This is a genomic window from Pusillimonas sp. T2 (assembly GCF_002236805.1).
GTDB lineage: Bacteria > Pseudomonadota > Gammaproteobacteria > Burkholderiales > Burkholderiaceae_B > Neopusillimonas.
This window is the reverse complement of sequence record NZ_NIQA01000002.1, coordinates 82,811-107,302: the sequence shown is the minus strand read 5'-3', so window position 1 is coordinate 107,302 and position 24,492 is coordinate 82,811. Positions and strand designations below refer to the sequence as shown.

General features: G+C 58.1%; 19 protein-coding genes and 1 tRNA gene. 11 read left to right on the top strand and 9 right to left on the bottom strand.

All coding sequences use genetic code 11. From position 1 onward, the window contains the following. Nucleotides 1–10 precede the first annotated feature (10 nt). The gene (gene ffh / locus PuT2_RS03640) at nt 11–1,423 is read left to right on the top strand and encodes a signal recognition particle protein (RefSeq protein WP_093969679.1); all 1,413 of its coding nucleotides are present in this window, start codon (nt 11–13) and stop codon (nt 1,421–1,423) included. 30 nt (nt 1,424–1,453) lie between these two features. On the opposite strand, the gene thiS is transcribed toward ffh, so the two are convergent. Next, nucleotides 1,454–1,654 (bottom strand): sulfur carrier protein ThiS, encoded by a 201-nt coding sequence (thiS, locus tag PuT2_RS03635; RefSeq protein ID WP_093969678.1) that lies wholly within the window; start codon nt 1,652–1,654, stop codon nt 1,454–1,456. Then, nucleotides 1,651–2,376, bottom strand: a complete 726-nt coding sequence (gene trmB / locus PuT2_RS03630) for a tRNA (guanosine(46)-N7)-methyltransferase TrmB (RefSeq protein WP_371596402.1) — start codon at nt 2,374–2,376, stop codon at nt 1,651–1,653. The genes thiS and trmB overlap by 4 nt, the downstream gene beginning before the upstream one ends. A 63-nt stretch (nt 2,377–2,439) precedes the next feature. On the opposite strand from trmB, the gene PuT2_RS03625 reads away from it, so the two are divergent. Further along, nucleotides 2,440–2,513, top strand: a tRNA-Gly gene (locus tag PuT2_RS03625). 68 nt (nt 2,514–2,581) lie between these two features. Here the strand turns inward: PuT2_RS03625 and PuT2_RS03620 are convergent. The 4 genes from PuT2_RS03620 to PuT2_RS03605 form a co-directional block, all read right to left on the bottom strand. Further along, complete coding sequence (locus PuT2_RS03620) at nt 2,582–4,051, bottom strand: NAD-dependent succinate-semialdehyde dehydrogenase (protein ID WP_093969676.1); 1,470 nt, start codon at nt 4,049–4,051, stop codon at nt 2,582–2,584. A 12-nt stretch (nt 4,052–4,063) separates the two neighbouring features. Further along, nucleotides 4,064–4,996, bottom strand: coding sequence for a cation diffusion facilitator family transporter (locus PuT2_RS03615; protein ID WP_093969675.1), 933 nt, complete (start codon nt 4,994–4,996; stop codon nt 4,064–4,066). Further along, nucleotides 4,996–7,068, bottom strand: coding sequence for a methionine--tRNA ligase (gene metG, locus PuT2_RS03610; protein ID WP_093969674.1), 2,073 nt, complete (start codon nt 7,066–7,068; stop codon nt 4,996–4,998). Before metG ends, PuT2_RS03615 begins: the two co-directional genes overlap by 1 nt. Nucleotides 7,069–7,181: 113 nt before the next feature. Continuing rightward, a complete protein-coding gene (locus tag PuT2_RS03605; protein ID WP_093969673.1) occupies nt 7,182–7,466 on the bottom strand; it encodes a hypothetical protein in 285 nt (94 codons plus the stop codon). A 106-nt stretch (nt 7,467–7,572) separates the two neighbouring features. On the opposite strand from PuT2_RS03605, the gene apbC reads away from it, so the two are divergent. The 9 genes from apbC (at nt 7,573) to gcvP (ending at nt 22,688) form a co-directional block, all read left to right on the top strand. Next, nucleotides 7,573–8,655 carry an iron-sulfur cluster carrier protein ApbC gene (gene apbC, locus PuT2_RS03600; RefSeq protein ID WP_093969672.1) on the top strand — a complete coding sequence of 361 codons (1,083 nt, stop codon included), beginning with the start codon at nt 7,573–7,575 and terminating at the stop codon, nt 8,653–8,655. Between the two features lie 88 nt (nt 8,656–8,743). Beyond that, nucleotides 8,744–10,516, top strand: a complete 1,773-nt coding sequence (locus PuT2_RS03595) for an autotransporter assembly complex family protein (RefSeq protein WP_093970055.1) — start codon at nt 8,744–8,746, stop codon at nt 10,514–10,516. Between the two features lie 8 nt (nt 10,517–10,524). After that, entirely contained in the window at nt 10,525–14,064 is a 3,540-nt protein-coding gene (locus PuT2_RS03590; protein WP_093969671.1) for a translocation/assembly module TamB domain-containing protein, read from the top strand. Between the two features lie 74 nt (nt 14,065–14,138). Continuing rightward, entirely contained in the window at nt 14,139–14,705 is a 567-nt protein-coding gene (gene dcd, locus PuT2_RS03585; protein ID WP_093969670.1) for a dCTP deaminase, read from the top strand. 10 nt (nt 14,706–14,715) lie between these two features. After that, on the top strand, nt 14,716–16,977 hold the full coding sequence (locus PuT2_RS03580; protein WP_093969669.1) for an arginine/lysine/ornithine decarboxylase: 2,262 nt from the start codon (nt 14,716–14,718) through the stop codon (nt 16,975–16,977). Next, entirely contained in the window at nt 16,959–18,221 is a 1,263-nt protein-coding gene (locus PuT2_RS03575) for an NAD(P)/FAD-dependent oxidoreductase (protein WP_371596399.1), read from the top strand. The genes PuT2_RS03580 and PuT2_RS03575 overlap by 19 nt, the downstream gene beginning before the upstream one ends. A 16-nt stretch (nt 18,222–18,237) precedes the next feature. Then, a complete protein-coding gene (gene gcvT, locus PuT2_RS03570) occupies nt 18,238–19,323 on the top strand; it encodes a glycine cleavage system aminomethyltransferase GcvT (RefSeq protein ID WP_093969668.1) in 1,086 nt (361 codons plus the stop codon). Nucleotides 19,324–19,408: 85 nt separating this feature from the next. Beyond that, nucleotides 19,409–19,783 carry a glycine cleavage system protein GcvH gene (gene gcvH / locus PuT2_RS03565; RefSeq protein WP_093969667.1) on the top strand — a complete coding sequence of 125 codons (375 nt, stop codon included), beginning with the start codon at nt 19,409–19,411 and terminating at the stop codon, nt 19,781–19,783. A 7-nt stretch (nt 19,784–19,790) separates the two neighbouring features. Then, complete coding sequence (gcvP, locus tag PuT2_RS03560) at nt 19,791–22,688, top strand: aminomethyl-transferring glycine dehydrogenase (RefSeq protein ID WP_093969666.1); 2,898 nt, start codon at nt 19,791–19,793, stop codon at nt 22,686–22,688. A gap of 38 nt (nt 22,689–22,726) precedes the next feature. On the opposite strand, the gene PuT2_RS03555 is transcribed toward gcvP, so the two are convergent. From PuT2_RS03555 to PuT2_RS03545, 3 genes are read right to left on the bottom strand one after another with little or no spacing between them, the layout of a single operon-like run. Further along, nucleotides 22,727–23,230 (bottom strand): dihydrofolate reductase, encoded by a 504-nt coding sequence (locus PuT2_RS03555; RefSeq protein ID WP_093970053.1) that lies wholly within the window; start codon nt 23,228–23,230, stop codon nt 22,727–22,729. A 36-nt stretch (nt 23,231–23,266) separates the two neighbouring features. Continuing rightward, the gene (locus tag PuT2_RS03550) at nt 23,267–24,061 is read right to left on the bottom strand and encodes a thymidylate synthase (protein ID WP_093969665.1); all 795 of its coding nucleotides are present in this window, start codon (nt 24,059–24,061) and stop codon (nt 23,267–23,269) included. A gap of 7 nt (nt 24,062–24,068) precedes the next feature. Next, the gene (locus PuT2_RS03545) at nt 24,069–24,491 is read right to left on the bottom strand and encodes an OsmC family protein (RefSeq protein ID WP_093969664.1); all 423 of its coding nucleotides are present in this window, start codon (nt 24,489–24,491) and stop codon (nt 24,069–24,071) included. Between the last annotated feature and the right edge of the window lies 1 nt (nt 24,492).

Genomic DNA, 24,492 nt, shown 5'->3' with positions numbered 1-24,492 from the left:
ATCCATCGTCATGCTAGAAAATCTTACCCAGCGTCTTTCCCGTGTTGTTAAAACCATCAAGGGCGAAGCGCGTTTAACCGAAGCCAACACGCAAGATATGCTGCGCGAAGTGCGCATGGCCTTGCTCGAGGCCGACGTTGCTCTGCCTGTTGTGCGCGATTTCATCGCCCGCGTCAAAGAACAGGCGCTGGGCACCGAGGTAGCCGACAGCCTTAACCCAGGCCAGGCCCTGGTCGGGGTGGTGCATAAAGAACTCACCGGCTTGATGGGGGGGGCCGATGGCGAATTCGCCAGCGAGTTGTCGCTGGCGACCCAGCCGCCCGCCGTCATCCTTATGGCCGGTTTGCAGGGTGCGGGTAAAACAACCACCACGGGTAAGTTGGCCAAGTGGCTGTCCGAAGGCGGGCATACGGCCAAGGGTAAGAAATCGGGCAAAAAGAAAACGCTGGTCGTCAGTGCCGACGTCTATCGTCCCGCGGCTATCGATCAATTGAAAACCGTGGCCGCCCAGGTCGGGGTCGACTTTTTCCCGTCCGATGGCTCGCAAAAGCCCGAAGACATTGCGCGTGCGGCGCTCGATCACGCCAAGCGTCATTATTACGACATACTTATTGTTGATACGGCCGGTCGCCTGGGTATCGACGAAGACATGATGCGCGAAATCCGCGCGCTCTACGATTTGCTCAACCCTATCGAAACCCTGTTTGTGGTCGACGCCATGCAGGGTCAAGATGCGGTTAATGTGGCCAAGGCGTTTGGCGATGCCCTGCCGCTTACCGGGGTGGTGCTTACCAAACTCGACGGTGACGCGCGCGGCGGTGCGGCGTTGTCGGTACGTCATGTCACAGGCAAGCCGCTGAAGTTTGTAGGGGTGTCCGAAAAGCTTGACGGCCTTGAACCCTTCCACCCCGAACGCATGGCTCAACGCGTCCTGGGCATGGGCGATATCGTTTCGCTGGTAGAGCAAGCGCAAAAAAATATCGATATTGCCGAAGCCCAGAAGCTGGCCACTAAACTTAAGTCGGGCGACAAATTCGATCTGAACGATTTTCGCGACCAGCTGCAGCAGGTCAAGAAAATGGGCGATATGGGGTCGATGCTAGAAAAACTGCCCGCTCAGTTTGCGCAGGCGGCCAGTCAGTTGCAAAGTGGTCAGGCCGAAAAGCAACTGCGCCGTACCGAGGGCATTCTTAATTCCATGACGCCAGCCGAACGCGCCAAGCCCGAATTACTCAAGGCATCGCGCAAGCGCCGCATTGCGGCGGGCTCGGGTGTGTCGGTGCAAGAGGTCAACCGACTGCTGGCCCAGTTTGACCAAATGCAGGGCATGATGAAGCAAATGAAGAAGGGTGGCATGGCCAAAATGATGCGGGCCATGGGCGGCCTGAAGGGCCTGGGCAAGGGCGGTTTCCCGTTCCGTTAAGCTTTTGACCTTCAGGGTGTGGGGCGGGGGTTAGCCGCCGCCTACAGCCACCACAATTTCAATTTCATCACCCTCGGCCAGCGCTTGCTGGCCGTGTTGGCTTTTGGGCACGATGTCACCGTTGCGTTCTACGGCAATACGTTTGCCTTCGTAACCCAGATAACGAATCAGGTCGGCCACAGTCGCCACCTGGTCCAGCGCTTTGGGCTGGCCGTTCAGTGTGATGTTCATGACGGTTTGCGTGTAAAGATCAAGTCCCAGACGCCGTGGCCTAAACGCAGGCCACGGGTTTCGAATTTGGTTTGCGGGCGGTAATCGGGCCGGGGCGCGTAGTCTGTGCAGGTGTTTTGCAGCAAGGGCTCGCCGCTCAAGACCTCGAGCATTTGTTCGGCGTAGTTTTCCCAGTCGGTTGCACAGTGAAAATAGCCGCCCGGCGCAATGCGGCTGGCCAGCAGTTGTACAAACGGCGGCTGAAGCAAGCGGCGTTTATGGTGCCGCTTTTTGGGCCACGGGTCGGGAAAGTAAACATGCACGCCAGCCAAGCTGTCGGGAGCGATCATGTCGCGTACGACCTCGACGGCATCGTGTTGAATAATGCGAATATTTTGCAGCCCGTTTTCATCAATACGCTTTAACAGCGCGCCAACTCCGGCGTTAAAAACTTCAACGCCCAGAAAGTTGTCATCGGGCCGTGCCGCTGCAATTTTTGCAGTGGTTTCGCCCATGCCAAAGCCAATTTCTAAAATAACGGGCCCGGGGCGCCCAAACGTCTGTTCGACATTTAACAGCGTGTTCTTATAGGGCAATGACCACTTGGGCATCAGCACATCGATAGCCGCCTGCTGGCTGGGCGTAATGTGGCTGCGGCGATGCACGAAGCTTCGGATATGGCCAGTGCGCAGCGCTTCGGTATCGGCGCTATCGGAGGCAGGGCTATTGGGGGTGTCGGACATGAGGTTGGGATTAGGCGTGCTGGTCATGCGCGCCATTATACTTGGCGCTATAATGCGTGCGCCGCGGGTGTAGTTTAATGGTAAAACTGAAGCTTCCCAAGCTTCCGTCGTGGGTTCGATTCCCATCACCCGCTCCAGAATTTTTCGAAGCCTTTCTTGGTTTCGCACAAAAAAGCCAACCGTTTTAAGGGTTGGCTTTTTTGCTTTACAGCCCGCCCATCGCCATATATTTAAGCTCCAGGTATTCGTCCAGCCCGTGGCGCGAGCCTTCGCGGCCCAGGCCAGAATGCTTGATGCCGCCAAACGGGGCGACTTCGGATGAAATGGCGCCGGTGTTGATGCCCACCATGCCGTACTCAAGCGCTTCGCCCACTCGCCAGACTCGACCGATGTCGCGCGTGTAAAAATACGCGGCCAGGCCGTATTCGGTATCGTTGGCCATGGCGATGGCCTGCTCTTCGGTATCGAAGCGGAATACGGCAGAAACCGGGCCAAAGATTTCTTGGCGGGCAATGTCCATGTCTGGCGTCAGGTTGGCAAGCACGGTGGGCTCGAACCATAGGGTGTCGGAACTGCGACGTTTGCCCCCAGTGTGGATTTGAGCGCCTTTATGGGTGGCGTCTGCAATAAGTCGTTCGACTTTTTGCACAGCGGCATCGTTGATTAGTGGGCCTTGAACGACGTCTTCTTCCAGACCGTTGCCCACTTTGAGCGTTTGGGTGGCTGCGGTCAGCTTTTCGACGAAGCGCTCGTAAATGCCCGACTGCACCAGAAAGCGATTGACGCAGATGCAGGTTTGGCCGGTATTACGGTATTTGGCAGCCATGGCGCCTTTGACGGCAGCGTCGATGTCGGCGTCGTCGAAGACAATGAACGGTGCGTTGCCGCCCAGTTCAAGCGACAATTTTTTAAGCGTGGGGGCGCACTGCTCCATCAGCAGTTTGCCGACCGGGGTAGAGCCCGTAAACGATAGTTTTCGCACAATAGGGTTGCGACAGAGTTCTGCGCCAATGGCTTTGGCGTCGCCGGTCACAATATTGAACACCCCTGCTGGGATGCCGGCGCGTTCGGCCAGTTCGGCCAAAGCCAGGGCCGATAAGGGGGTGAGTTCGGCCGGCTTCAATACCAGTGTGCATCCTGCGGCCAATGCCGGCGCGGCCTTGCGCGTAATCATGGCCGATGGAAAGTTCCAGGGGGTAATGGCGGCGCACACGCCGACCGGCTGCTTGACCACCACGTAGCGTGCGTTGGGTGCTGGCGCTGGAATAACCTCGCCATAAGCACGTTTGCCTTCTTCGGCAAACCACTCAATAAACGAGGCCGCATACCCGATTTCGCCGATGGCCTCGGCTAGCGGCTTGCCTTGCTCCAGCGTCATGATGCGCGCCAGATCGGCCTTGTGCTCTAGCATCAGTTCGTACCAGCGTCGCAGATATCGTGCGCGTTCGGCTGCTGTCAGGGCGCGCCAGGCAGGCAAGGCGTTTTGGGCGGCGTCTATCGCCTGCCGGGTTTCGTCGGTGCCGGCCTCGGGAACGTGCGCAAGTACTTGGCCATTAGCTGGGTTAATGACAGCCAGCGTTTTGCCATTGTTTGCATCGCGCCACTGACCATCGACATAACATTGGGTGTGCAACAGGGTGGGGTCTTGCAACTGGAATGTGGCGGCAGTGGTCATGAGCAGCTCCGTTCAGGAAGGTGGGTTAGGGGTAGCCTGGGCGCGGGTGGTGATGTCGACCGGGTCGAAGTGTGTCATGACATCGAGTACGGGCTCGTTCTCGATGACTCGACGACGCGCCTCGACGGCGATGTCGTGGCCTTGGGCGATAGTAAGCGTCGCATCCATTTCAAGGTCGACTTCTACCCAGATCATGTCACCCAGTTTTCGGGTTTTCAGGTCGTGAATACCTTGTACGCCGGGCGTGGACAACAGGTGTGTTCGGATACGGTCTTCGGTATCGTTGTCGACGGCGCGGTCCATCAGGTCGCTGAAGGCATTATGAAAAAACCGCCAACCCATGCGCCCGACCATAAGCCCGACGATAAGCGCCGCAAGGGGGTCTGCCATAGGGAAGCCCAACATGTTGGCGCCAATGCCCACGACAACCACCAGCGACGAGGCTGCATCGGAGCGGGCATGCCAGGCGTTGGCAATCAACATACTGGAGCGCACGCGTTCGCCCACCCTGAGCAAATAGCGGAACAGCCACTCTTTGCAGGCCAGCGTCAGAACGCCTGCGACTAGCGCAGCCCAATGAACTTGCGGGATGAGTGTCGGGTCTTGCAGCTTGCTAAATGCTGCCCAGAGCATACCAATGCCGACGATCAGGAGCAGTACGCCAAGTATTAAAGACGCGGCGGTCTCGAAGCGCAGATGGCCGTAGTGGTGGTCGGCGTCAGGCGCTTTTTGCCCCTGTTTGTTGGCCACCAGTACAACAAAGTCAGACAGCAGGTCGGACAGCGAGTGCACGGCGTCGGCCACCAGCGCTTGCGACTGGGCAAAGACGCCGATGACGGCTTGCGCAATGGTTAAAACAACATTGACCACCACACTGACCCAGGTGCTGAATTGCCCCTGGGCATATCGTGACGCGTGTGGTGTGTCGTCTGTATGTTTATCCATTAACTGATGCGCATGCCGGGTTCTGCGCCGGCAACGGGTTCAAGAATATAAATACCGGGGTTTGTGCCTTCGTCGGCGTGACTGGCTGCCAGCACCATACCTTCAGACACGCCGAACCGCATTTTGCGCGGGGCCAGGTTGGCCACGACAACGGTGAGCTTGCCGACCAGGTCCTCTGGTTTGTAGGCGGCCTTGATGCCAGAGAAAATCTGGCGGTGGCGGCCTTCGCCAACGTCGAGCATGAGCCGCAGTAGTTTGTCCGAACCGTCGACTTCAGTGCATTCGACAATACGGGCAATACGCAGGTCGATTTTTGCGAAATCTTTGAAGTCGATGGTGTCTGCAATGGCTTCGCCGCCGGGTTTGGGGGCTTCTACGACTGGGGGCTCAAACAGGTCTTCGAGCATCTGGGGCTCGACGCGCTGCATGAGGTGTTTGAAGGCATTGATTTTGGACGGCAGCTGGGTGGCGTCGGCCCACTGGTAGTGGTCGGCATCGGCAAACAGCTCTTGGGCCACACGCGCGGTAAGTACCGGCAAAATGGGGCTTAACATAACCGACAAGGCTTTGAAGCCGGCCAAAGCACGCGAGCAGATGTCTTGCAGCTGTGCTTTTTGTTCGTCCGACGCTTGGGCAATGCCCTTGGCCAACACCCAAGGTTGGGCGGTATCGAAGGCCTGGTTCAGGCGATCGGCATAAGCCATGGCAGTGCGCACGGCACGGCCGTATTCCCGGGCTTCAAGGTCGGCCTGAACGGCGGTGACCACTTCGGTGATGTCGTTCGTCAGGCCCGAGGTATCGCCCACGTAGCCCAATTGCCCATCAAAATATTTGCTGATGAAATTGGCGGCGCGGCTGGCAATATTGACGTATTTGCCGACCAGGTCGCTGTTGACCCGTGCGATAAAGTCATCAGGGTTGAAGTCGAGGTCTTCGACACGCGCGTTCAGTTTGGCCGCGATGTAATAGCGCATCCATTCGGCGTTCATACCCAATTCGAGGTAACGCAGGGGCGAAATGCCGGTGCCGCGGCTTTTTGACATTTTTTCGCCGCTGACGGTAATGAAACCGTGTACGTGTAATTGGTCGGGCACCTTGCGCCCTGAAAATTTCAGGGTGGCAGGCCAGAACAGCGCGTGGAAGTAAACGATGTCTTTACCAATGAAGTGAACCTGCTCGGTGGCGCTGTCGGGTGCGACAAGCGCATCGTAGTCAAGGCCCTGCTTGGCACAATAGGCTTTCAGCGACGCCAGGTAACCAATGGGCGCGTCGAGCCAGACATAGAAGTACTTGCCCGGTGCGTCGGGAATTTCAATACCAAAATAGGGCGCATCGCGGGAAATATCCCAGTCGGCCAGGTTGGCTTCGCTGTCGGCCTCGCCAGAACCCAGCCATTCGCGGGTTTTGGCCAGAATTTCGCTTTGCAGGCGTTTTTGGCCGCGCGTGTTGGTGCCGGTCGTCCACTCTTGCAAAAACGCGACGCAGCGCGGGTCGGACAAATTAAAGAAATAGTGCTCGGAGCTTTTGAGTACGGGCGTGGCTTTGGTAAGCGTTGAATAAGGCTTGATCAGGTCGGTGGGCGCATACACTGCCCCGCACGATTCGCATGAATCGCCGTATTGGTCGGCGGCGTGACATTTGGGGCATTCGCCCTTGATGTAGCGGTCGGGCAGGAACATGCCCTTGACCGGGTCATAAAACTGTTCGATTTGGCGGGTGCTGATCAGGCCCTGGGCTTTAAGCGCTTTGTAAATGCTTTGCGACAGTTCGACGTTTTCGGGCGAATCGGTTGAGTGCCAGTGGTCGAACTGGATATGAAAGCCATTCAGGTATTGAGGGCGCTCGTTCGCGTAACGCTGCACCAACGCCTGCGGCGTAATGCCTTCGGCCTGGGCCTTGAGCATGATGGGCGCGCCGTGGGCATCGTCGGCCCCGACAAAGTGTACGGTGTGACCCGCCATTCGCATGGTGCGCACCCAAATGTCGGCCTGGATATACTCCATGATGTGGCCGATATGGAATGAGCCGTTGGCGTAGGGAAGTGCTGTGGTAACGAATAGGGTGCGCGACATGGGCAGGCGTATTTATCAACAATAGAAACGAAGTCTCTATTGTAATGAATCGTCTGCCGCGGTGTTCGGGGTATACCCCCCAGCGCCGGCTATCGCCGGCCTGATTAGGGTAACTAGCGGATTTCGCGCATTTCGACGTCGACGACGTCGGTTTTGTTAAAGCGCGAAGCCTGTTTGGCCGCACCGGGCCGATACCGGCCGGCACTGGCGGCGGCCGCACGCTGGCGTGCCTCCCAGTAGGCGCGGGCGCCAAAAGGCCTGCCTTTGATTTTGGCCACAATGTACAAAATGCCAACGGCAATGGCGGTAGACACCATGAAAATAAACGCCATGGCCATGCCAAAAATGGCAAGTACGAAAAACAGCAGGCCGCGAAGAATTTGAGTGAATGTATTCATATGATCAAGTATGACATTTTTGCGGGGAAAAGTTCCAGTCCCCAAGAATCACGGCAATCCGCTATGCTTTGACTTTAGCTGAAAACAATACCTGCAAGGCCACACCATGAGCTTTACCGTAGAGCAAATCCAGACCCTATTGTCTGACGTTGTTGACCCGAACACGCAAAAAAAACTGGGCCCAATCGTAAAAAAAAGTGAGATCGTCATCGACGGCTCGGTTCTTAAGCTTAATCTGGCGTTAGGCTACCCGGTTTTCAATGGGGTCGATGCACTTCGGCAATCAATTGAAACCGTTTTGACCGGGGCCGGGTTGTCGCTCGAGCGCCTCGATTGCACGCTGGCGGTCGAAACCCACGCTGTGCAGCGCGGCCTTAAACCCTTGCCTAATGTGCGCAATATTATTGCCGTGGCTTCGGGTAAAGGGGGCGTAGGCAAAAGCACGACGTCGGTCAACCTGGCGTTGGCCTTGCGTGCGCAAGGGGCCAAGGTAGGCTTGCTCGACGCCGATATCTACGGCCCTAGTGTCCCCATTATGCTGGGATTGTCGGGCAAGCCCGAAAGTCGCGACAACAAAACCATGGAGCCGCTGGTAGGGCATGGCATCGAGGCCAATTCCATCGGGTTTCTTATCGACCCTGACGCACCTGCTATTTGGCGCGGTCCAATGGTCAGTCAGGCCCTTGAGCAGTTGTTGCGTCAAACTAATTGGGGCGACCTCGATTACCTGATTATCGACATGCCGCCGGGTACCGGCGATATCGCGCTGACCTTGTCCCAAAAAGTGCCGCTCACCGCGGCGGTTATCGTCACTACGCCGCAAGACCTGGCACTGGCTGATGCTCGCAAAGGGTTACAAATGTTTCGTAAAGTCGACGTTCCCGTTTTGGGCATCGTCGAAAATATGGCTATGCATATTTGTTCAAACTGCGGTCACGCCGAACCGATTTTCGGCGAGCACGGCGGTCAGCATCTGGCGGCCGAGTTTAATTTGCCCTGGTTAGGGTCTTTGCCTTTGGCCATGAGTATCCGGTCTCAAACCGATGCGGGTACGCCTACCGTTGTGGCCGACCCGCAAAGCGACGCCGCGGCCGAGTATCAGCGTATTGCGCACAGGGTGGCGATGCTGGTGGCAGCGTTGCCCAAAGATATGGCGGCCAAGATGCCGTCTGTCGTCGTCCAGAACTAAGTTACCCATGTCGTTGCGGGTGTTTTACGCGGGTAATCGGGGTTCGAATCGGTCGGGCCTGGCTCGGGCAAAGTCCGGTGGGGTGGTTATGTCGGCCCGACGCCTGCTGCTTGCATTGGGCCTGGCAGGTACGCAACTGGCGTGGGCCGCCAAACCCGAAGTTATTATCGACCCTGGCGTGGTGCCGCCCGAAGCGTTGCAATCGATTATGGGGGCTATCGACGCCATCACGCGTCTGGCCGAAGACCAAGATGGCGGCGAGGTCTCGCGGTTGCGTCGTCGCGCACGCGACGCGACGCTGTCGGCACTCGAGACTCAGGGCTATTTTGCGTCCAAGGTCGATCTGGTTGTCGGGCAAGACTACGCCGGTGAAACCTGGGAAATCACAATAGACCCAGGGCCACGCGCCCAGGTTGGGCAGGTCGATATTCGCTTTTCCGGCAAAATCGCCGAGCCCGAGTTCGCGGGTCGTGTGCGTTTACTGGAAGAAGAGTGGCCGCTCGACGAGGGGATGCCGTTTATCAACGAGTCGTGGAGCAAGGCCAAGTCTGACCTGATTACCGAAGTAAGCCGCAAAGACTTTTTGCTGGCCCGCATGGTTCGGTCTCAAGCCACTGTTTTGGCGGAAGAGGCTCGGGCCGATCTCGATGTTGAGGTCGATAGCGGCCCGCGTGTGCGGATGGGCGAGTTGACGTTAATCGGCCTGAAGCGTGTGCCGCCCAAGCTTATCGACCGTTATGTCCGTTATTCCCCGGGTGATGCCTACGATCAGGACAAACTCGACGACTGGCAGCAGGCCTTGCAGTCAACTGCTTTTTTTCGTGGCGCTTTTGTCGTTATGGACACCAGCGCCGACCAGCGTATCCAGCTTCCCGATGGCGACGTAGAAATGCCGGTAGTTGTTCGGGTGACCGAGGCGCCGCCGCGCGTGTATACGGCATCACTGGGTTTTGATACCGATAACGGTGCCCGTGTCGAAGGCCTGTATCGCCAGAATGTGGTGTTCGGTCAGCCGGTTTGGATTGAAACCGGGCTGGGCGTCGATAAAAACCGTCAGCGTTTATTTTTCGATGTGCATTTGCCACCCGACACGCGCGGTTATACCGACAGTTTTGGTGTGCTGGCGAGTCATTCCGACATCGAAGGCCTGGACACCTCTCGTTATGGTCTGGGGTGGCGGCGTAATCAAACGCGTAAAGCGGCCGGTAATAGTCGAGTCGAGTACGAAACGCAATGGAGCTTGGTGGCCGCCCAAGACGAAACCAAAATTGCGGGGGCCGAATCGTATCGCGTCCCAACAATGGTGGCAGGCTGGCAATGGCTGCGCCGCGACGTCAACGACAAGTACGACCCGCGCGACGGCAATCTGATTGATCTTAGCTTGGGTGCCGGCGTAACGCTCGATCGTGGCGAACCGTTCTATAAAACCAGTCTGCGCGGTCAGCAATGGTGGCCGGTTGGGCGTCGCGACGTGTTTACCGTGCGTGCCGAAGTGGGTAAGGTCTGGTCACAAACCGAACGTTTGCCTGAAGATTTCGGGTTTCGCACCGGCGGGGCGCGAACTATTCGTGGTTATGGGTACAACAGTATTGGTATCCCGCGGGGCGATGCCATTATTGGCGCGCCCGCCTTGGCTTGGGCCAGTATTGAGTACATGCATTTCTTTACCGAGCAGTGGGGTATGCGGGCATTTTTTGATGCGGGCGATGCAGCGCCATCGTTCCGCGACATGAATATGTACTATGGCTATGGTTTGGGTGCGGTATTGCGCACGCCTGCTGGGCCATTTGCGATCGACTTGGCCTATGGTCAGCGCGATCGCCGCCTGAAACTGCATTTTTCCCTGAGCGTGGCATTTTGAGCGGGCCAATGCGTCGACTTCGTCGTTTTCTGTTCTGGCTGGGGCCGGTTCTGGTTTTGCTTGTCGCCATTTTGGCGGCGTTCGTTTATTGGGTCGTGGCCTCGTCGCCAGGGTCGCGTTGGGCGCTCGAAACAGGCGTCGGTCTGGCCGGCGGCCGGGTTGCGCAAGTCGACGGCACCATTTGGGCAGGTCTTCGCGTCGGCGAACTCCAGGTCGATACGCCAGCGGTAAAAATCGGGCTGGCCGACGTCAACCTGGTCGTTGATTGGCCGGCATTGCGTGATCGCCGTCTACATGCGCAAAATATTTCTGCCGGGAAGTTGTCGCTCGATGTACTTGAAAGCGACGAGCCGCCGCCCGAAGACCAACCGTTTGCGTTACCGGCGATTCCTGTCACTCTGGCGCTTGATCGCATTGCGCTGGGCGAACTGAATGTATCGCTCAATGGCGAGCCTGTGCTGGCCCGCGTTAAAAATCTCGAAGCCTCGCTGGCGCTGAACGCGCAAGATGCGCAGTTGGTGTTTCGTCGGGTGTTGTTGGGCCAGCAAGATATCGACGCCGATGTTACTGGCGAGTTTAGGTTGTTGGCGCTGGCCGACCCGTGGCCTTTCTCGTTGGCCATAGAAACCAATGCTAAAAGCAGCGTGCCCGATTCCTTGTTGTGCGCGCGCCGTTTTTTGCCGGGGTTACCGCAGTCAGCCGAAACGGCAGCGGCAGCGCCGTCCAGCGGCGAGCCGGCGACCGAGCTGGATGCCATCAGTACCTTTTGTGCAGTAGACCTGAAAGCGACTGCAGAAGGCTCCCTTGACGCAGTGTCTGTCAAGCTGGAAGGTAGCGGTCAGGACATGACACTTGACGCAGCCGCGCAGTTGGCGCCACGCGAGCCGTTCCCGCTGCGCACCGCCAGACTACAACTAGGTTTGAGCGATGGTGCTTCGGTCAACGCCGACCTTGACTGGAAAAGTGGTGGCGATGCCGATCAGGTAAACGGGCAACTGACTGTCCGTCAATTGAACCTGACGGGTCTGGCAGGGGCAGGGTTGCCCGAGGCGCTGTTGTCATCCAGCCTGACGTTTGCGGCGACGCTTAAAGAGAAAACCCAGTTGCAGGCCGCCGACCTGACATGGAAGGTTAACGAGGGTTCGCGGTGGAACGGTCAGCCTCTGCAGGCCGACGTGGCTTTGGCAATAAGGCACACCGCGCCTGTAGCGCCCGACGACCCGGGGTTTCGGGCCGACAATCTGCAACTCGATGTCCGGCTCGGGTCGCATCAGCTCAAAGGCAGCGGGCGCCTGGGGTGGTCCGACACTCAAATGCAGTTGGCACTCAGTGCGTCACGATTGGCCGATTTCTGGCCTGGGCTGCCAGGCGGACTTTCTGTCGAGACCCGTCTTTCGGGGGCGATGGCTGCTCACAATCTCACCGTTAAAGGGCAGTACGATTTAAACCAGCCCGGCGGCAATACTCTGGGAGAAGCGCCCGTTGTGCTCGATGCCCAGGTCGAGGGTGGCTATACCGCGAGGCCCGATTTGCCGTCAGCATGGTCGGGCCGTGTCACCCGGCTCGATATCGGGCACGCCGGCGTCAAGGTCGATGCGCGCTCACCGGTACCGCTGCAAGTTGTGCCGACTGCTCAGGCGCCGGCTTGGCTGCTCGACGTTGGCGCAACGAAAATCGAACTGGCCCTGCCGTCGCGTAATAGTGTGGTCATCGATCACGCGCGTACTTTGTTTTCGCCGGGCCGTTGGTCCACCCGGGGTGATATCAATCGCCTGACGCTCTCGAAGCGGATCATTGATGAGGTGACGGCAATGATCGACGCGGCAAGCCCCGCAGGCGGGGACGACCGCGGACGCGTCATTCTCGATGTCGACGATCGTAATGACCTGGTCGAAATCACCTACGCGCTTAATTGGGATTTTGCTTTCGAAGGGGCGCTTTCGGGCGCTGCGCAGGTGCGACGTCTGGGCGGCGACATGATCGTGCCGGGCGACCCGCCGTTTCCGCTGGGTTTGCGTACTTTGCAGGCCGACGTGCGCGCTCGGCCTAACGGAAACGGGTCCAGTCGGATCGACGTAGACATTAATGTCGACACCGTGAAAATGGGGCGTGCTCAGATTCAGGCCAATACGTTGCTGCGAACGACGCCCGAGGGCGGCTTTTATGTCAGTTCCAGCGACGCAACAACGGTCAATGTCAGCGCCGACGTAGCCGACTTGAGCTGGTTAAGCCTGTTTGTTGGCGATGCCACCGACATCGGCGGCCGTTTGACCGCCGATGTGCAGGCCCGCAGCCGCCCCGATGGCAGTTGGCAGACGAGTGGCACGGTAAGCGGCAGTGATATTCGCTTTGTGCGTATTGATGACGGTGTCAGGCTTGTCGAGGGCACATTGCAAGCCCATATGGAAGGCGACCGTTTTGTGCTCGACAGTCTTGAGTTCCCCGCACGGCGTCGCGCCATTCCCAAAGAGTGGCGGACCGAAGAGTGGACCCGCGCAAACCCGGACGCGCAGGGGGGCAAACTGACGTTGACGGGTTACTGGGACTTAAGCGACCAGGGCGGCAAAATCGAGGTCGACCTCTATCGTTATCCCATATTGCAGCGTTCGGATCGCTTTGCCATGGTGACGGGCAAGATCGGTGTCGATGCCCCCTCTGAGCGGCTGGATATCAATGGTGAGATTACGGTTGACGCGGGCTGGGTAGATCTGGACATGCTCAGCAGCGTGCCCACCCTTGATAGCGACGTTGTGGTTGTGCGGGCCGGGAAACCGCCGCCTAAGGCCGCACCCATGAATATCGGGATGAATATTTCGGTAGATCTTGGGCCGCGTTTTTACATTACTGGTTATGGTGTCGACTCCGGTTTGGTCGGAGAAATGCGCATCATCATGGACGATGGCAGGCTCTCGGCCTATGGCGCCCTACGCACGCGGGGCGGCGCCATAGAGGCTTATGGCCAGCGGTTGCAGTTGCGTCGCGGTACCATCACGTTCCAGGGTGATATCGCTAGCCCTGTCCTGAACATCGAAGCCTTGCGTACTGGCGTGGCCGTTGAGGCTGGCGTGCGGGTCAGCGGCACGGCGCGGCGCCCGCGCATCGATCTGATTTCTTATCCCGAAGTCGCCGATGTCCAGAAATTGTCTTGGCTGTTGCTGGGGCGCGGCCCCGATGATTCGGGCGGCGATGCGGCATTGTTGTTCTCTGTCGGGACGTCGTTTCTGGGGGATGGTGAGCCGTTCTACAGAAAATTTGGCATAGACGAGGTCAGTATGCGTTCTGGCGAATTGGGTAGTGTGGGTAGCATCTTGCCTGCCGAGTCGGTGGTGCGCGGGCTCGATAGCGGCACCAGCGATATCGAACGTCAGTTCATGGTGGCCGCCAAGCATTTGGCCAGTGGCTTCACTGTCAGCCTCGAGCAGGCCTTGTCCGATACGGGTACAGTGGGCCGGGTCAGCTACCGTCTTGCGCGGGGGCTTTCTGCCCAATTAAGTGCCGGTACAGTCAATGGCTTGGCGCTTATTTACCGTTACGTCGCCCGTGATTGATTCATTTGTCTGTTTGCCCGCGCATTTGTCATGGGCTGGCTATAAAATAGACGCCCATTAAACAAGGGATCCCTATGTCGATTAAAAGTGACCGCTGGATTCGTCGTGTTGCGCAAGAGCACCACATGATCGAACCCTTTGAGCCCGGCCAGGTGCGTAGTGTTAATGGCGGGAAAATCGTCAGCTATGGCACCAGCAGCTACGGCTACGACGTGCGCTGCGCCGACGAATTCAAGATATTTACCAATATCAACTCAACTATTGTCGACCCGAAAGCGTTCGACGAGAAATCGTTCGTCGATTTCAAAGGCGATGTCTGCATTATTCCGCCCAATTCATTCGCGTTGGCGCGCACGGTCGAATACTTTCGTATTCCCCGCAGCGTGCTGACGGTTTGCCTGGGCAAAAGCACGTATGCGCGTTGCGGCATTATCGTCAACGTGACTCCGCTCGAACCCGAGTGGGAGGGGCACGTTACACTCGAATTTTCCAACACAACGCCTTTGCCGGCCAAAATTTACGCGGGCGAAGGTTGTGCACAAATGTTGTTTTTTGAAAGCGACGAGGTTTGCGAAACCTCGTACCGTGACCGTGGTGGCAAGTACCAGGGTCAGCAGGGCGTGACATTGCCACGCACATAGGAGCAGGCGCATGAAATTCCGTTTTCCCATCGTCATCATCGACGAGGATTACCGTTCCGAAAATGCTTCGGGTCTGGGTATTCGCGCGCTAGCCGCTGCAATCGAGGCTGAAGGGGTCGAAGTACTTGGGGTGACCAGCTACGGCGACCTCAGCTCGTTCGCTCAGCAGCAAAGCCGGGCCAGTGCATTTATTTTGTCGATTGACGATGAGGAATTCGACGTTGATTCTCCGGAAGACGTCGCCAACGCCATCAAGAACTTGCGTTCTTTTATTGGCGAGCTGCGGTTTCGCAACGAAGATATCCCTATCTACTTGTACGGTGAAACCCGCACATCGCAGCATATTCCCAACGATATCCTGCGCGAACTGCACGGTTTCATTCACATGTTCGAAGACACCCCCGAATTCGTGGCGCGTCACATCATTCGCGAAGCGCGTGCCTACCTCGACGGCCTGGCGCCGCCGTTTTTCCGCGAGCTGGTCAAGTATGCATCTGACGGGTCGTATTCGTGGCACTGCCCGGGGCACTCGGGCGGGGTGGCGTTTCTGAAAAGCCCCGTCGGGCAAATGTTTCACCAGTTTTTTGGCGAGAACATGCTGCGTGCCGACGTGTGTAATGCCGTCGACGAACTGGGCCAGCTGCTCGACCATACCGGGCCGGTCGCCGAGTCCGAACGCAACGCGGCGCGTATTTTTAACGCCGACCACTGCTTTTTCGTGACCAACGGCACATCTACGTCGAACAAAATTGTGTGGCATGCCAACGTGGCCAACGACGACATCGTTGTGGTCGACCGCAATTGCCATAAATCAATTTTGCACGCCATCACCATGACGGGCGCCATCCCGGTGTTTTTGCGGCCAACCCGCAATCACCTGGGCATTATTGGCCCCATTCCACTCGAAGAATTCGAGCCCGAGTCCATCCGGGCCAAAATCGAAGCCAACCCTTTTGCGCGCGGCGTTAAAAACCAGCGTCCGCGCATCATGACCATCACGCAAAGTACTTACGACGGTGTCAGCTACAACGTCGAGATGATCAAAGAAAAGCTGGGTTCCGAAGTCGATACCCTGCACTTTGACGAGGCCTGGATCCCGCACGCGGCGTTCCACGAGTACTACAAAGACATGCACGCCATTGGTAAAGATCGGCCGCGCAGCAAAGATGCCATGGTGTTTGCCACGCACTCTATTCACAAGCTGCTGGCGGGTTTGTCGCAGGCTTCGCAAATTACAGTGCAAGAGCCCGAGAACCGTAAACTCGACCGCAACGTGTTCAACGAGGCGTACCTCATGCACACGTCGACCTCGCCGCAATACGCCATTATTGCGTCGTGCGACGTCGCCGCCGCCATGATGGAGCCCCCTGGCGGTACTGCCATGGTCGAAGAGTCCATCAAAGAGGCGCTCGATTTTCGTCGCGCCATGCGCAAGGTCGAATCCGAATTCGGCAAAAACGATTGGTGGTTCAAAGTGTGGGGCCCCAAACGCCTCGTGCCCGACGGCATTGGTAGCCGCGAAGACTGGATGCTTGAAGCCGACGACGAGTGGCATGGCTTTGGCCCGCTGGCCAAGGGCTTCAATATGCTTGACCCGATCAAGGCCACTATTGTTACGCCCGGCCTCGATATTTCAGGCACGTTCGCGCCAACGGGCATTCCGGCTGCGCTGGTGTCCAAGTACCTGGCCGAGCACGGCGTGGTCATCGAAAAGACCGGCCTTTATTCGTTCTTCATCATGTTTACCATCGGCATTACCAAAGGCCGCTGGAACACATTGCTGACTGCGCTGCAGCAGTTTAAAGATGACTACGACCGCAATCATCCGCTGTGGCGCATCTTGCCCGACTTCTGCAAAGAAAATCGCCGCTACGAGCGCATGGGCTTGCGCGATTTGTGTCAGCAAATTCATGAAGCCTATCGTGATCACGACGTCGCGCGCCTGACGACTGAAATGTATCTCAGCGACATGGTGCCGGCCATGAAGCCGTCTGACGCCTACGCCAAAATGGCCCACCGCGAGGTCGAGCGCGTTTCGATCGACGAGCTTGAAGGCCGCGTAACGGGCGTGTTGCTGACGCCTTATCCTCCCGGCATTCCATTGCTCATTCCGGGCGAACGGTTCAATTCGCGCATTGTTCATTATTTGCAGTTTGTCCGCGAATTTAACTCCCGTTTCCCGGGCTTCGAAACTTATGTGCATGGTTTGGCCGAAGATGTCGGCCCCGACGGTCAGCCTCGCTACTACGTTGACTGCTTGCGCGAAGACTAAGCGTGTCGCGCGCTGACTTCGACGTTGCCATTGTGGGGGCCGGTGCGGCCGGCATGATGGCAGCGTCTGTTGCCGGTCAAGGCGGTTTGCGCGTGGTGCTCATTGATCACGCGGCTCGTCTGGCCGAGAAAATCCGTATTTCGGGCGGGGGGCGGTGTAATTTCACCAATATTGGCACGACTCCTGCCAATTTCATTTCACAAAATCCGCACTTTTGCCGTTCGGCGCTTGCCGGTTATACCCCGGAAGACTTCCTCAAACTGGTCCGTAGCCACCGTATTGCCTGGCACGAAAAGCACCGGGGTCAGCTTTTTTGCGATGACTCCAGTGAGTCCATTATTGATATGTTGCGTGCCGAGTGCGACACGGGGCGCGTGGCTTGGCGCATGCCGTGCACGGTGCACGACATTGGTCAAGATACAGCGGGCTTTGTGTTGTCCACCGACAGTGGAACCATCCGGGCCGGGCAGTTGGTCATGGCCACCGGAGGCATGGCTATCCCGCAATTGGGGTCGACCGACTTTTCTTTGAAAATAGCGCGCCAGTTTGGGCTGAAAGTCGTTGAGCCCAGGCCTGCGCTGGTACCCCTGTTGTTCGATCCCGATCACTGGAAACCGTTTGCCGACCTCAGCGGTGTGGCGCTCGAAGTTAAAGTGAGCTGTGGCCAGACCGGGCGAAAAGGGGACGGCGGCCAGTTCGTCGAAGATTTGTTGTTCACTCATCGTGGTTTGTCGGGCCCCGCTATTTTGCAAATTTCCAGCTATTGGCAACCCGGACAGTCCATTCATATCGATCTTGCCCCCGGTCAGTCAATCGAGCAGCTTTTGCTCGACGCACGGCCGGGGAACAAGCAGCAACTATCAACGGTGCTGGCCGGGTTGTGGCCCCGCCGCCTGGCCGAGCAGTGGTTGGCCGATATGCCAGGGTACGAAGGTCAGGCAGGCACCATACGTTTGGCCGATGCGTCAAACCGCTTTTTGCGCGACCTTTCCCAGCGCGTGCATCAATGGGTGCTTGCTCCCACCGGCACGGCTGGTTATAAAAAGGCAGAGGTCATGAAGGGCGGTGTCGACACGCAGGGCCTGAATCAAAAGTCCATGCAGGCCAAGGCGGTGCCCGGGCTTTATTTCGTTGGCGAGGCCGTCGATGTCACCGGCTGGCTTGGCGGCTATAACTTTCAATGGGCGTGGTCGTCGGCAGTGGCGTGCGCCAGGGCGCTTATTGCAACGGCGCGCCCGGTATAGGTTTGAGCGGGGTGGTATGACAAACGTTTTAAAACAAACGGCGCTGTACAACGCTCACCTGAGCGCGGGTGCGCGCATGGTCGATTTCGCAGGATGGTCGATGCCGCTGACTTATGGGTCGCAGCTTGAAGAGCATCACGCGGTACGTCGTGCTTGCGGTATGTTCGATGTCTCGCATATGCGGGCGGTCGACATCCAGGGTGATGGCAGTTTGCCGTTTTTGCGTCGGTTGTTGGCTAACGATGCCGCTCGGGTCCAGCGTCCGGGGCAGGCCATGTACAGCTGCATGCTTAACCCTGAGGGCGGCGTCATCGATGACCTGATCGTTTATCGCCATGCCGAGGGCTCGTGGCGCACGGTGTTAAACGCGGCCACAGCCGACGCCGATCTTGACTGGATGCGTCGCGTTGCCCACGAAGAGCACTTCAACGTGCAGGTTATCCCGCGATCCGATTTGTCCATGCTGGCTTTGCAGGGTCCCGATGCGCGGTCGATGCTGCACCGGGCGTGGCCCCAATGGGCTGACGTTCTTTCGGTTGTGCCGTCTTTTGGCTCAACCGTTTTGCCCGACGACGTCCTGGTGGCGCGAACAGGCTATACCGGCGAAGACGGCTATGAGGTTACCGGCCCGTTGGCCATGATTGTCCAGTTGTGGGCAACGCTACTCGACGCCGGGGTAAAGCCATGTGGGCTAGGCGCGCGCGATACCTTGCGCCTAGAGGCCGCGCTTAATTTGTACGGGCAAGACATGGATGAAAGCGTCAACCCTTACGAGTGCGGTCTGGGTTGGACGGTATCTTTGCTTGATCCGGACCGCGAATTCGTGGGTCGAGATGCGCTCGATATTGCCCCGAGAGATCGCGTTCGCGTCGGCCTTGAGCTGCTCGAACGTGGCGTAATGCGGGCGGGGATGGCCGTTCAAACACCGCTGGGCGATGGCGAAATCACCAGCGGCTCCATGTCGCCGACGCTGGGGCATTCGATCGCGTTGGCCCGGGTGCCGGCGGGCGTTTCTGTCGGTCAGGCCGTCAACGTCGAAATGCGCGATAAGTGGTTGTCTGCGCGGGTTGTCCAACTCCCGTTTGTCCGCTCGCGGGCGTAAAAACGCCAGCTACGCAGTTGGCCCGGCTTACGCTATGCTTGTCATTATTTTCCAGAACACAGTTTTCCAGAACAAAGAGGTTTGAATGAATTTGCCAAACGATCGTAAATACACCGCGTCGCACGAATGGGTTAAAGCCGATGGCGATGTTCTGGCGGTCGGTATTACCGACAATGCCCAAGACCAGTTGGGCGACCTGGTGTTCGTCGGCGACTTCAAGGTGGGCAATACACTGAAGGCCGGAGACACTGCAGGCGTTGTCGAATCCGTCAAAGCGGCGTCCGACATTTACGCGCCGGTAGCCGGTGAAATTGTCGAGTTCAATACTGCGCTTGAAGGGCAGCCCGAACTTATCAACGCGTCGGCCTACGAGGCCTGGATATTCAAGATTCGCCCCGCCAATCCGGCCGATCTCGACGGCCTTCTCGACGCCGAAGCTTATCGGCAGGCCCACGAGTAAATAGCCTATGCACCGCGGCGCCCAAAACCTCAACCCTTTTGCGGCCCGTCATATTGGGCCTTCTGCGCCCGAACAGGTGCATATGCTTTCGGTAGTTGGGGCAGAGAGCCTTAACGATCTCATCGAAAAAGTCGTACCCCAGGGCATTCGCGACTACGGTTTGTCGTTGCCCGAGCCGCTGACCGAAGCGGCTGCCTTGCGACAGGTAGCTGAACTGGCCAAGCAAAACACATTGTTTCGCAGCTATATCGGTCAGGGGTATTACGGTACGCATACGCCACCCGTCATACAACGCAACGTCCTCGAGAGCCCGGCATGGTACACGGCATACACGCCTTACCAGCCCGAAATTTCTCAGGGGCGCCTCGAAGCGCTGCTTAACTTTCAGACCATGGTGGCCGACCTTACCGCCATGGACATCGCCAATGCCTCGTTGCTTGATGAAGCAACAGCGGCAGCCGAAGCCATGGGTATGGCCCTGCGCAATGCCACCGGCCCCAGCCGTTGTTTCTTCGCGTCGGTGCATTGTCATCCGCAAACGCTGGCGGTGCTTCATACGCGAGCGCAGGCTATGGGTATCGAGCTCACTGTGGGTGACGAGGCCGAGGGCCTGCCCGAGTGCTTTGGTGTTTTATTGCAATATCCGCACTCTTTGGGCGGGGTCGTCGATTACGCCGGGTTGGTTAACCAGGCGCATCAGGCGGGCGCCACGGTGGCGGTTGCCACCGACTTATTGGCGCTGGTGTTGCTGGCACCGCCAGGGCAGTGGGGCGCCGACATCGTTGTCGGCTCGGCGCAGCGCTTCGGTGTGCCTATGGCGTATGGCGGGCCGCACGCCGCCTTCATGGCCTGTCGCGAAGCCTTGCGCCGGCATTTGCCGGGGCGTCTGGTTGGGGTGTCTGTCGATTCGCAAGGCAATCCGGCATTGCGTCTGGCGCTTCAAACGCGCGAACAACACATCCGGCGCGAGAAGGCCACGTCAAATATTTGTACGGCCCAGGTGCTGTTGGCCGTGATGGCGGGCATGTATGCCTTATGGCATGGCCCTGACGGCCTTCGGTCGATCGCCACGCACGTCGCGGCCAGTACGACATTATTGCGGCGCACACTCGAGGCCTTGGGGTGGCGCGTGGTTAATGCGAGCCAGTTCGATACACTGCACATTGCCACAGGTCGCCAAACTTCGGCCTTAGTGCAGTCGGCGCAAGCCCGGCATATTAACTTCAGGCAACCGAGCCCCGACAGCCTTGCCATTTCGCTCGACGAAACTGTCGAGTTGACTGACGTGCAAGATATTTTGGCGGTCTTTGCCGAGGTCTCGGCCGAACCCGCGCAGGCTCATGAAACGATCTCTGACTTTCTGGGGTCGTTCAAGCCTCAGACCGTCGGTGTGCTGTTGCCGCAGTTATTCCCAGCAACGTTGCAGCGTACCCGACCGGTGCTTGCCCATCCGGTGTTTTCGTCCATCAAGTCCGAAACCGACATGTTGCGCTACTTGCGCGCCTTGGCCGACAAAGACCTGGCGCTCGATCGCACGATGATCCCGCTGGGTTCGTGCACCATGAAGCTGAACGCGACGGCCGAAATGCTCCCCATTACCTGGACGGCCTTTTCACAGCTGCACCCGTTTGTACCGCTCGAGCAGGCTCAAGGTTATCAGCAATTAATTGAACGGCTGTCGGCCTGGCTATGTGAACTCACCGGTTACGACGCCATCAGCCTGCAGCCCAATTCGGGCGCCCAGGGCGAGTACGCGGGCTTGCTGGCCATCCGGGCCTGGCATCGCGCGCGTGGCCAGGGGCACCGGAATATTTGCCTTATTCCCTCATCCGCTCATGGCACCAATCCGGCCTCGGCGCAAATGGCAGGCTTCGAGGTACGTGTCGTGCAGGCCGACGAATATGGCAATATCGATATGCACGATCTTGAGCAAAAGGTGGCGCAGGCCGCCGATGCCCTGGCGGCAGTCATGATTACGTACCCGTCAACACACGGCGTATTCGAAGAGTCAGTCGTGCAACTTTGCAATATTGTGCATGGGGCAGGCGGGCAGGTTTACCTCGACGGGGCCAACATGAACGCCATGGTGGGTGTGGCCAAGCCGGGTCTGTTTGGCGCCGACGTATCGCACCTGAACTTGCACAAAACGTTTTGTATTCCGCATGGCGGTGGTGGCCCGGGTGTTGGGCCCGTAGCAGTCAAGGCCCACCTTGCCCCTTACTTGCCCGGTGTTTCCGGCGCTCGGGGTATTGTGCCCACCGACCCTTGCGGGCCAGTGTCGGCAGCGCCGTACGGGTCGGCCGGCATTTTGCCCATACCGTATTTGTACATTGCCATGATGGGCGCGCAGGGTCTGCGTGAGGCCACGGCCGTGGCCATACTAAATGCCAATTACATTGCCGCGCGTTTGCGCGACTATTATCCAATTCTGTACTCGGGGCGAGGCGGCTGGGTCGCCCACGAATGCATTATCGATTTGCGCCCGTTCAAAGACAGCGCAGGCATTCAGGTCGAAGACGTGGCCAAGCGGCTCGTCGATTACGGCTTTCATGCGCCGACCATGAGTTTCCCGGTGCCGGGCACGCTAATGATCGAACCCACCGAATCAGAAGGGCTGGCCGAGCTTGACCGCTTTATCGATGCCATGATCGCCATTCGCGCGGAAATTGCCCGTATCGAATCGGGGGAGTTCGACGCCGAAAACAATATGCTTAAGAACGCGCCTCACACCGCGCAGATGCTGCTGTCAGATACCTGGAGCGCACCATATTCTCGCGAGCAGGCCGCGTATCCGCTGGCAACGCTTAAGCAGTCCAAATACTGGCCTCCCGTCGCGCGAGTCGACAACGTTTACGGGGACCGCAATCTGTTTTGTGCCTGCCCACCCTGGCAGGCTGGGCAATAGCGCTACTTGGCGTGCCAGGAAGGCTCGACCTGTAAGCGTTAGCGGGTGGGCTCTACCCGCAGGTAGGTCACAAAGTCGTAGGTGTAGCCGTTTTCAGGGGGCTGCAGTAATCGCTCGGTTTCTTGCCATTGCCCCGAAGGCAGCTCTGGAAAGTAAACATCGCCTTCGATATCGGCATGCACTTCTGTGGCAATGATTTCGTCGATGTAGGGCAGGGCATCGGTAAATATTTGTGCGCCGCCAATGATGCAAATTTCGGCTTCGTGGCTGCAGGCCGCCAGCGCGAGTTCTAGCGAGGTAAAAACTTCGGCGCCCGGCGCGTTAAAGGCTGCATCGCGGCTGATGACAATATTGCGTCGCTTGGGTAGCGGTCGGCCCAACGATTGCCAGGTTTTGCGCCCCATGATAATGGGCTGGCCCAGCGTATTCTTTTTAAAGTGTTGCAGGTCGGCCGGCAAATGCCAGGGCAGGGTATTGTCTTTGCCAATAACGCGGTTGCGCGAATACGCAACTACGCACTTGATACGGGGTAATTGGGGCATGTCGGCCAATGTCATAAACGTGTTGCGAACCTGCCGTCAGACGGCAACCGGCGCCTTGATGTGCGGGTGGTGCTGGTAGTCAAGCACTTCGAAGTCTTCATAGGCGTAGTCAAACAAGGTCGCCGGCCGACGTTTGATATTGAGCTTGGGGTACGGAAACGGCTCGCGCGAAAGCTGGGTTTCGACTTGCTCGAAGTGGTTGCTGTACAGGTGGCAGTCGCCGCCTGTCCAGACGAAGTCGCCCACTTCAAGGTCGCACTGCTGCGCCACCATATGGGTGAGTAGGGCGTAGCTGGCAATATTAAAGGGCACGCCCAGAAAAATATCGGCGCTGCGTTGGTAAAGCTGACATGACAGCTTGCCGTCGGCCACATAAAACTGGAAGAACGCATGACATGGCGGGAGCGCCATGTTGGGGATGTCGCTGACGTTCCAGGCCGACACAATCAGCCGGCGCGAATCGGGGGTGCTTTTGATTTGCTCGACAACCTGGCTGATTTGGTCGATATGGCCGCCATCGGGGGTGGGCCAGGATCGCCATTGCACGCCGTAAACGGGGCCCAGGTCGCCGTCTTCGCGTGCCCACTCGTCCCAAATGCTAACGCCGCGCTCTTTTAGCCAATTCACGTTACGCCCACCCTGCAAAAACCAAAGCAGTTCAATAAAAATACTTTTGGTGTGCAGCTTTTTTGTCGTAACCAGCGGGAAACCTTCGGCCAGATTGAAGCGCATCTGGTAGCCGAAGACCGATCGGGTACCCGTGCCTGTGCGGTCGGTTTTTTGTACCCCGTGCGTATACACGTGGTGCATGAAGGTTTCGTACTGGTTCATTGGGCGCTCAGGTATTGACGACGGTAATGGTGTGGGTGATTTCGGCCGTTTTGGCCAGCATGGCTGTCGCCGAACAGTACTTCTCGTGCGACAGTTTTACGGCGCGCTCGACGGCGGCTTCGGGCAGGTTGGCACCCGTGACGGTAAAGGCAAAGTTGATGCGCGTGAAGACTTTCGGGTCGGTGTCGGCGCGTTCGGCAGTCAGCTTGACCTGACAACCGCTTACCGCGTGTCTGCCGCGCTTTAATATGAGCACCACGTCGTACGCGGCGCAGCCGCCAGCACCGGTCAACATCATTTCCATAGGTCGCGGAGCCAGGTTGTTGCCGCCGCCTTCAGGCGCGCCGTCCATCGCGGTTACGTGCCCGCTACCGGTACGGGCAACAAAAAGCATGCCTTCGGGGCCACCCCAGTCAATTGTGCATTCCATG